Source organism: Virgibacillus chiguensis, from assembly GCF_900129865.1.
Lineage (GTDB): Bacteria > Bacillota > Bacilli > Bacillales > Amphibacillaceae > Virgibacillus > Virgibacillus chiguensis.
Genome location: NZ_FQXD01000007.1, coordinates 97,956 through 106,802, shown reverse-complemented (window position 1 = coordinate 106,802; position 8,847 = coordinate 97,956). Strand labels below are relative to the sequence as shown.

The window sequence follows — 8,847 nt, the reverse complement described above, 5'->3', positions numbered from 1 at the left end:
TTATTTCAATCCACGCACCTATACAAGGTGCGACTGCGATTTCTTCCTATAAAATTCAATTTTATGGAATTAATTGGGTTTTTATAAGTATAAATCAAGTAAGTAAAGGCTTGTATTGCAATTTTTTGTTATATAAAATCCATATTTTAACATTTGGTTGGTGCGAATCCCCCGGGGATTTCATGTGCACTTGGGGTTCGCACTAAAAGTATAAAAGCCCTTCTATTAATTATTGTAGTATATTGTGGCTAAATTTCAATAATTTTATCGTTTTACTATGTATGAAATTTTTATTTTTATAGTATAAGGAGACTAATGCTTTCTCCATAAAACTTAACGACAAGTCAAGCTTCTCTAATGTAGCAAAAAAATAAAAATATATACTTATTCATCCGTAGTCAATAGAGGAGGTTTGTGGTACAATTTACCTAAGAACAACATGGCATTATTTTCCTATCTATCCTTATAAAATATACACGATAGGCTGTGATTACATGAGTTTTATTGCACATATTCGACAAAGTGACAACGAAATTCAAACTGTAAAGGATCACTTGTTAGAAGTCCAAGCATTGGCAGAAAAGTATGGTGATCCGATAGGGTTGAAACATTTGTGTGGGCTTGCAGGGTTGCTTCATGACTTTGGCAAGTATAGCGAGGAATTTCTTCATTATATTCATGCGGCTGTATATCATCCGGAAGATGCCCCTAAACGAGGCAGTGTTGACCATTCCACGGCTGGTGCAAAACTACTATATACATTATTACACACAAAAGATATGACACCTAGTAAGGCGCTAGTGGCTGAGGTTGTCGGTAATGCTATTATATCCCATCACTCTTATCTACATGATTTTTTAACCCCTGAACTAGAGTCAAAATATTTAACTCGTGTTCGTGATAAGCCTTTGCATGAGTTTGATCAAATGAAAGAGAACTTTTTCGTAAATGTTATGAAGAAGAACGAACTTGACCAATACATAGAAAAAGCTACCCAAGAATTACTTCCGTTCATTCAAAACGTTCCTAAGGAAGACACTGAAAAGCAGTTAATGTTTGTTACGAAGTTTGTATTTAGTGCGCTTATTGATGCAGATCGTACGAATACGAGGTTATTTGAAGAAGATGAAACACCATTGAATCCTGATCATAAGGCATTGTTTGAAACGTATTACGAACGATTACATGAAAAAATAATGGCATTTCAAAACCACCCAAATGCAAATACACCCATTAATCGCTTGCGTTCGAAAATGTCAGAGCAATGTGAAGCGGCTGCAGTAAAAGAGTCTGGTATTTATACGCTGTCTATTCCTACAGGTGGAGGGAAAACATTAGCTAGTTTGCGATATGCATTAAAGCATGCTTTATTACACCATAAAAAGCGAATTATCTATGTCGTACCATATACCACCATTATTGAACAAAATGCGGAAGAAGTGCGAAGTATATTAAAAGATACAGAAAACATTTTAGAGCATCATTCTAATGTTATCTTAGATGATGATGATAATGATGAGCATCTAGACGGTACGATGACAGAAAAACAGAAGTTGAAACTAGCTAAAGATAATTGGGATGCGCCAATTATCTTTACAACGATGGTACAGTTTTTAAATGTATTTTACGCAAAAGGCAGTCGTAATATCCGTCGCTTACATCATTTGAGTGAAGCAATTATCGTCTTTGATGAAGTGCAAAAAGTGCCTGTCAAATGTATTTCGTTATTTAATGAAGCGCTTAATTTCTTGAAAAATAATTGTAAATCAAGTATCTTGCTTTGCACAGCAACGCAACCAGCGTTAGATTTTGTACAAAACAAACTAGAAATGAAGACAGATGCGGAAATCGTTGAAAATTTAACGGATGTGGTTGACGCTTTTAAACGAGTGGAAATTATAGACAAAGCAACCGATAGAGCGGTATTAACGAGTGATTTAGTCTCATTTATTGATCAACAGTTAGAACGTGTGCAAAGTGTACTCGTTGTGTTAAACACGAAAAAAGTTGTGAAAACGCTTTATGAAGAATTGCAACAAAATAGAGGTGATGACACCAAGATTTATCATTTAAGTACGTCCATGTGTGCGGCACATCGAAATGATATTTTAAGCAAATTAAGACAGGACTTGGATAATAATATTCCGGTTATTTGTATTAGCACCCAGCTAATTGAGGCTGGCGTAGATATTAGTTTTGATTGTGTTATCCGATCTTTAGCTGGTTTAGATTCGATTGCTCAAGCTGCAGGACGTTGTAATCGACATGGGGAAAAGGATATGCAGGAAGTATACGTGATAGATCATCAAGAAGAACAGCTAAAGCATTTAAAAGAGATTGAAATTGGGAAACAAATTACGAGGCGCATTTTAATTGATATGAAGCGAAACCAAAATGAGCATGGGGGCAATATACTTTCGCCGCAAGCGATGGAACGCTATTTTCAAGAGCTTTACTTAGCTTTTGCTAATGATTTGAATTATTTCATCCCCGCTTTAAAGAAAGACATGATGGAATTATTAACTGCTCCCAAAAATGAATGTAGCTATGTACAGGCATACCGAAGTAAGTATAGTGCTGAGGTGCCGTTATTTATTACAAATAGCTACCGAACAGCTGCCGAACATTTCCATGTTATCGATAACGTGACAACTTCTGTTATTGTTCCTTATGAGCATGGGGGGAAAGAATTGATAACAGAATTAAGTGGCAATATATCAATGGAAGATTTAGGACGCATTATGCGATATGCCCAGCATTATACGATTAACCTTTACAAATATGAGCTTGATTTAGTCATGAAAAATAATGGCTTGGTATCATTCTTTGATGGGAAAATCTATGCATTGGCAGATGGTGCCTATAGTAATGAATTTGGATTCGATGTAGAAGGGGATAGCACGGATGAGGTGTATATGATATAAAGGATTAAATATTAAAAACACGCTTTGAAAGGGGGTGAACGAATGCGAAATGCAATGGAATTTGAAGTGTGGGGAGACTATGCCCTGTTTACTGACCCGCTTACGAAGATAGGTGGGGAAAAATTGACGTATCAAGTGCCTACATACCAAGCGTTAAAAGGAATTGTGGAGTCCGTCTACTGGAAGCCGACCATCGTTATGGTCGTAGATGCTGTACGAATTATGAACCCAATTCAAATGGAATCAAAAGGCATTCGCCCGATTGAATATAAAGGTGGGAATACGTTAGCTAACTATACGTACTTAAAACAGCCAAGATATCAAGTAAGGGCGCATTTTGAGTTTAACCTTCATCGTCCTGATATGGCTTTTGATCGAAATGAGAACAAGCATTATAGCATTATGAAACGTGCTTTAAAAGCTGGCGGAAGAAGAGATGTATTCCTTGGCGCTAGAGAATGCCAAGCGTATGTTGAACCGTGCGTGTTTGGTGAAGGAGAAGGATTTTACGACAATTATGAGGAAATTCATTTTGGGACCATGGTGCATGGAATGAATTACCCAGATGAGACAGGGGATAACCAAATGGAAGTTCGCCTTTGGAATGCTGTGATGAAGCATGGCGTCATCACATTTCCACGACCTGAGGAATGTAGTCTCACTCGTCCAATAAAAAAGATGAAAGCAAAGCAATTCAATGAAACCAATGTACAGTCGGCTAATGCATTACTTGATGAGATAGGAGGTGAGTAAATGAGTTGGCTACAGCAATTATATGAAACGTATGAAGCGAATTTGGATCGTGTCGGTGAAATCGAAAAAACAAAGGGCAATAAAAGTTATACATTACTACCGATTTCTCATACGACACAAAATGCGCATATTGAAGTCACTGTAACGGAAGATGGAGAGTTTCATTCAGCCACTGTTTTAGATAAAGTGAATACATTAATTCCTACTACGGAAAGCTCTGCAAGTAGGTCAGGCTCTAAAGTAGCACCCTATCCACTTCACGATAAATTAAGCTATGTTGCTGGTGATTTTGTAAAGTACGGTGGAAAAATAAAAAAAGAAGAGCCATTTGCTAGTTACATAGAACAACTAGAAGATTGGGTGACATCACCGTACGGGCATCCAAAGGTAAAAAGTATTTTTACATACTTACAAAAGAAACTACTCATTAAAGATTTAGTGGGAGCAAACATCCTTTTTTTAGATGAACAAGATCAGTTAATCGGAAAGTGGAATAAAAAATATGAAGGCTTACATGGTGAAAAACCAACTATTTTCTCTGCTATTACTGGCGGACAAGAGAGCGCTTTTGTTCGGTTTAATGTATACTCGCCAAGCAAACACTTAACCAATGTGTGGGATGATAAAGAAATCTATGAATCGTTTATTCATTATTATAATAATTTAGTTGTTGAAAAGGATATTTGTTTTGTAACCGGAACATGGCAAGCAAGTACGGAAAGACACGCAAATAAAATAAGGCATGCTGCAGATAAGGCGAAACTAATATCTGCAAACGATACTAGTGGATTTACGTTTAGAGGTAGATTTAATAAAAGTTATGAAGCAGCAAGTATTAGCTATGACGTTTCGCAAAAAGCGCATAATGCTTTGAAGTGGTTAATTTTACGCCAAGGCTACATGATCGATGAACGTGTTTTTCTTGTATGGGGAAACGACCAATTGCAAACCGTCACGCCAATTGATGATACGTTTTCGATTCATCCAACTGCAGCGGTTGTAGAGGAAAGCAAAACAAACACATTAGATCATTTTGCCAATGAAGTGGCGAAAGCATTTGCAGGCTACAAACATGATGTATCGATTACATCCAATGTAACGATCTTAATTGTCGATTCGGCTACGACTGGGAGACTAGGAGTCTTATACTATCGAAATATGAATAAAGAATTATATTTACAGAGACTAGAACATTGGCATGCTACGTGTGTTTGGGAACATCGCTATCGCAAAAATGAAGATGGCAAGTTTGTGAAATTTTTTGGAGCGCCAGCAACGAAAGACATTGCGTTTGCCGCTTATGGTTCACGAGCAAGTGATAAATTCGTGAAGGATTTAATGTCAAGAATGCTACCGTGTATAGTTGATAACAGGAAAATACCGACAGATATAGTAAATAGTACATTTTACCGGGCGTCTAACCCAGTCGCGATGGAAAAATGGGAGTGGGAAAAAACGTTAAGTATCGCATGTGCATTAATGAATAAAAGGGAGGGAATGGATGTGGCTTTAGATCGTGAATTGGATGATCGTGATTATTTATTTGGCCGATTATTAGCGTTAGCGGATGTATTAGAAAGAAGGGCATTGGATCAAGATGAGACACGTGCTACGAATGCAATACGTTATATGAATGCTTTTTCAAAACATCCTGCTCGTACTTGGAAGACGCTTCAGGAAAGTATACAGCCCTATCAAGCGAGACTTGGAAAACGAGGTAATTATCTAGCTAGTTTAATTGATGAGGTTGGTTCGAAATTAACGATAGAAGGTTTCAACGACAAACCGTTGTCAGGGAAATATTTACTTGGGTTTTATAGTCAGCGTAGGGATTTATACCAAAAAAAGACAGTAGAAAATAATAGCGAGGAGAATGGGAAATGACGACATTAGATCATAAAATAGATTTTGCGGTAGTTTTATCTGTGAACAATGCAAACCCAAATGGAGATCCATTAAATGGTAATAGACCTAGGCAGAACTATGATGGGCATGGAGAAATCTCCGATGTTGCCTTAAAGCGTAAAATTAGAAATCGTTTTTTAGATATGGGTGAGAAAGTATTTGTACAATCGAATGATTATAAAGTAGACCAATATAAAAGTTTAAAAGAGCGTGCTGATGCTCATGAAGAACTTAATAAAGCTACCAAAGCAAAAGATAATGAAACGTTTGCTAAATTAGCGTGTGAAGAATGGATTGATGTACGTAGTTTTGGGCAAGTATTTGCTTTTAAAGGTTCTGATGTATCTGTTGGTGTTCGAGGTCCAGTATCTGTGCATACTGCGACAAGTATCGATCCGGTTGATATTACGAGTATGCAAATCACCAAAAGTGTCAATTCCGTTACTGGGGATAAAAAAGGGTCAGATACGATGGGGATGAAGCATCGCGTGGATTTTGGGTTATACGTTTTTTATGGGAGTATTAATACGCAATTAGCAGAAAAAACAGGTTTTTCCACAAAAGATGCTGAGAAGTTGAAACAAGCTTTAATTAATTTGTTCGAAAATGATGCATCATCAGCAAGACCAGATGGAAGTATGGAAGTTCACCACGTGTATTGGTGGGAACATAACTCTAAATTAGGGCAATACTCATCAGCTAAAGTACACAGAACAGTAAAAATTGAACCGAAAGTGGAATCTCCTAAGAGCTATGATGACTATTCCATCACTGTTGAAGAATTGGACGGGCTACCTGTAGAGGTATTGGATGGCAAATAAAGAAGAAGATTTTTTAATGCTTTCTGGGATTCAACATTTTGAGTTTTGCCGTCGTCAATGGGCGCTAATCCATATTGAGCAACAATGGGAAGAAAACGTGAAAACAATTGAAGGACATTACTTACATCGCAAAGCGGACGAGACGATGATACGTGAAAAGAGGGGCAATAAATTAATTATCAGAGCTTTGCCAGTAAAGTCGAAAACGTTAAAAATAAACGGGATTTGCGATGTAGTTGAATTTATACAAGATGAAAGGGGTATTGACATTCACGGGGAAGAAGGAAGTTATCTTCCTTTCCCTGTGGAATACAAACGAGGGCGACCGAAAAGAGATGATGCGGACATCTTACAATTAACTGCTCAAGCGATATGTTTAGAAGAGATGCTACTCTGCCAAATAGAAAAAGGGTTTATGTATTATCATGAGATCAAGCACAGGGTGGAAGTTCATTTTACCGATTATCTTAGACAAAGAGTAAAAGACATTACGGCTGAGATGCATGATTATTATCAGAGAAGGCATACGCCAAAAGTGAAGACAGGTTCCTTTTGTAAAAGCTGTTCACTGCAGCATATATGTTTGCCAAAGCTCATGAATAAACGATCGGTAAAAAGTTATATTGAAGGGAAAATAAATGAATGAGGAAGCTTCTTAACACGCTTTTTATTACGCAAGCCGATGTTTATTTATCTCTGGATGGAGACAATATTGTCTTATTAAAGGAACAAGAAAAATTAGCGAGATTGCCACTTCATAATTTAGAATCCATTGTATCGTTTGGGTATACAGGTGCAAGTCCTGCATTAATGGGTTACTGTGCAAAACGTAACATCTCGATCGTTTTCATGACCATGAATGGAAGTTTTCTTGCTAGAGTAATTGGGGAGAGTAAAGGAAATGTTGTTTTAAGAAAACGTCAATATCAGCTTTCTGAAGACGAAGACCAATCAGCTATGATAGCTCGCAACTTTATTGTAGGAAAAATTTTCAATCATAAGTGGATGATTGAACGGATGACTCGGGATTACCCTTTGCGAATCGATGTAGCTGCGTTTAAAGAAGTGTCAGCCCAATTATCAAATGTGATGCAAGAAGTAAGAGCTTGCCGTGATTTAGAAAGCTTAAGAGGATGGGAAGGGCAGGCTGCGTATAGTTATAATAAGGTTTTTGATCAAATGATACTGCAGCAGAAAGAAGTCTTTTTCTTTCATTCTCGTTCACGAAGGCCGCCTTTAGATAAGGTAAATGCCATGCTGTCATTTGCATATACACTACTTGCGAATGATATGGCAGCAGCACTGGAATCCGTTGGTCTTGATGCATATGTTGGATTTTTACATCGTGATCGTCCGGGAAGAGCTTCATTAGCCTTGGATGTTATGGAAGAGTTAAGGGGAATTTATGCCGATCGGTTTGTTATTTCATTAGTGAATAAGAAAGCAATAAAACAGGAAGATTTTCTACATAAGGAGAATGGTGCGGTTATTATGACGGATGATGGAAGGAAAAAGTTTCTATCAGCTTGGCAAACGAAAAAGCAAGAGAAGATGACGCATCCTTATCTAGGTGAAAAAATAACGTGGGGGTTGGTTCCTTATGCGCAATCACTATTGTTAGCACGCTATCTACGGGGAGACTTAGACGAGTATCCACCATTTTTGTGGAAGTAGGGATAAAATGTTAGTATTAGTTACATACGATGTAAACACGTCAAGTGATGGTGGACAAAAGCGATTGCGGAAAGTAGCTAAAGTATGTCAAAATTATGGTCAGCGTGTTCAACATTCTGTTTTTGAATGTATTGTTGACGATATGCAATTTGCGACATTAAAAATTGAACTTAGAGAATTAATCGATGAGGAAAGAGATAGTTTGCGTTTTTATCGGTTAGGGAACAATTATAAAACGAAGGTAGAACATGTTGGGGCAAAGGAAACCATTCAATTAGAAGATCCATTAATTTTTTAGTGCGAACCCTAAGTGCACATGAAATCCCCGGGGGATTCGCACCAATTAAATGGAATAATATGGTTTAATTTTAACGAAATTTAGCTGTTTTAGATGTAAATCACCTGGATTCCCTATCATAAAAACCCATTTAATACCACAAAAAGTAATTTTATAGGAAGAAATCGCAGTCGCACCTTTCATAGGTGCGTGGATTGAAATATTGTTAAGAAATTAATAAGTCATATAGTGATCTAGTCGCACCTTTCATAGGTGCGTGGATTGAAATTGGATTCATGGGCGCTATATCGAGGGTGCTTCCTGTCGCACCTTTCATAGGTGCGTGGATTGAAATATTTCATCATTTGTCAAGATAGCCACATCAGACAGTCGCACCTTTCATAGGTGCGTGGATTGAAATTTTAAATGCACGTAAGTTTCTTGACTCGTTAGCAGGTCGCACCTTTCATAGGTGCGTGGATTGAAATGAATA

Annotated in this window: 7 protein-coding genes and 1 CRISPR repeat array; all 7 genes read left to right on the top strand. The window is 37.4% G+C overall.

All coding sequences use genetic code 11. The annotated features are described in order from the left end of the window. Positions 1–494 precede the first annotated feature (494 nt). The 7 genes from BUB45_RS09900 to cas2 are packed head-to-tail and all read left to right on the top strand — an operon-like array spanning position 495 to position 8,375. Positions 495–2,924 carry a CRISPR-associated helicase/endonuclease Cas3 gene (locus BUB45_RS09900; RefSeq protein ID WP_073008181.1) on the top strand — a complete coding sequence of 810 codons (2,430 nt, stop codon included), beginning with the start codon at positions 495–497 and terminating at the stop codon, positions 2,922–2,924. A gap of 42 nt (positions 2,925–2,966) precedes the next feature. Continuing rightward, positions 2,967–3,677, top strand: coding sequence for a type I-C CRISPR-associated protein Cas5c (cas5c, locus tag BUB45_RS09895; protein WP_073008178.1), 711 nt, complete (start codon positions 2,967–2,969; stop codon positions 3,675–3,677). After that, a complete protein-coding gene (cas8c, locus tag BUB45_RS09890; protein ID WP_073008175.1) occupies positions 3,678–5,561 on the top strand; it encodes a type I-C CRISPR-associated protein Cas8c/Csd1 in 1,884 nt (627 codons plus the stop codon). It begins immediately after the preceding gene. Next, on the top strand, positions 5,558–6,403 hold the full coding sequence (gene cas7c / locus BUB45_RS09885; RefSeq protein WP_073008172.1) for a type I-C CRISPR-associated protein Cas7/Csd2: 846 nt from the start codon (positions 5,558–5,560) through the stop codon (positions 6,401–6,403). The genes cas8c and cas7c overlap by 4 nt, the downstream gene beginning before the upstream one ends. Further along, positions 6,393–7,049 carry a CRISPR-associated protein Cas4 gene (gene cas4, locus BUB45_RS09880; RefSeq protein ID WP_073008169.1) on the top strand — a complete coding sequence of 219 codons (657 nt, stop codon included), beginning with the start codon at positions 6,393–6,395 and terminating at the stop codon, positions 7,047–7,049. Before cas7c ends, cas4 begins: the two co-directional genes overlap by 11 nt. Continuing rightward, the gene (gene cas1c, locus BUB45_RS09875) at positions 7,046–8,077 is read left to right on the top strand and encodes a type I-C CRISPR-associated endonuclease Cas1c (RefSeq protein WP_073008166.1); all 1,032 of its coding nucleotides are present in this window, start codon (positions 7,046–7,048) and stop codon (positions 8,075–8,077) included. Before cas4 ends, cas1c begins: the two co-directional genes overlap by 4 nt. A 7-nt stretch (positions 8,078–8,084) precedes the next feature. Continuing rightward, complete coding sequence (cas2, locus tag BUB45_RS09870; RefSeq protein ID WP_073008164.1) at positions 8,085–8,375, top strand: CRISPR-associated endonuclease Cas2; 291 nt, start codon at positions 8,085–8,087, stop codon at positions 8,373–8,375. Between the two features lie 169 nt (positions 8,376–8,544). Further along, a CRISPR array of direct repeats spans positions 8,545–8,842; the repeat unit is 32 nt; unit sequence GTCGCACCTTTCATAGGTGCGTGGATTGAAAT. Between the last annotated feature and the right edge of the window lie 5 nt (positions 8,843–8,847).

Excerpts from the sequence above, each read along its gene's own strand:
- BUB45_RS09900 (WP_073008181.1), top strand. The coding sequence starts at position 495 with ATGAGTTTTATTGCACATATTCGACAAAGTGACAACGAAATTCAAACT.
- cas5c (WP_073008178.1), top strand. The coding sequence starts at position 2,967 with ATGCGAAATGCAATGGAATTTGAAGTGTGGGGAGACTATGCCCTGTTT.
- cas8c (WP_073008175.1), top strand. The coding sequence starts at position 3,678 with ATGAGTTGGCTACAGCAATTATATGAAACGTATGAAGCGAATTTGGAT.
- cas7c (WP_073008172.1), top strand. The coding sequence starts at position 5,558 with ATGACGACATTAGATCATAAAATAGATTTTGCGGTAGTTTTATCTGTG.
- cas4 (WP_073008169.1), top strand. The coding sequence starts at position 6,393 with ATGGCAAATAAAGAAGAAGATTTTTTAATGCTTTCTGGGATTCAACAT.
- cas1c (WP_073008166.1), top strand. The coding sequence starts at position 7,046 with ATGAGGAAGCTTCTTAACACGCTTTTTATTACGCAAGCCGATGTTTAT.
- cas2 (WP_073008164.1), top strand. The coding sequence starts at position 8,085 with ATGTTAGTATTAGTTACATACGATGTAAACACGTCAAGTGATGGTGGA.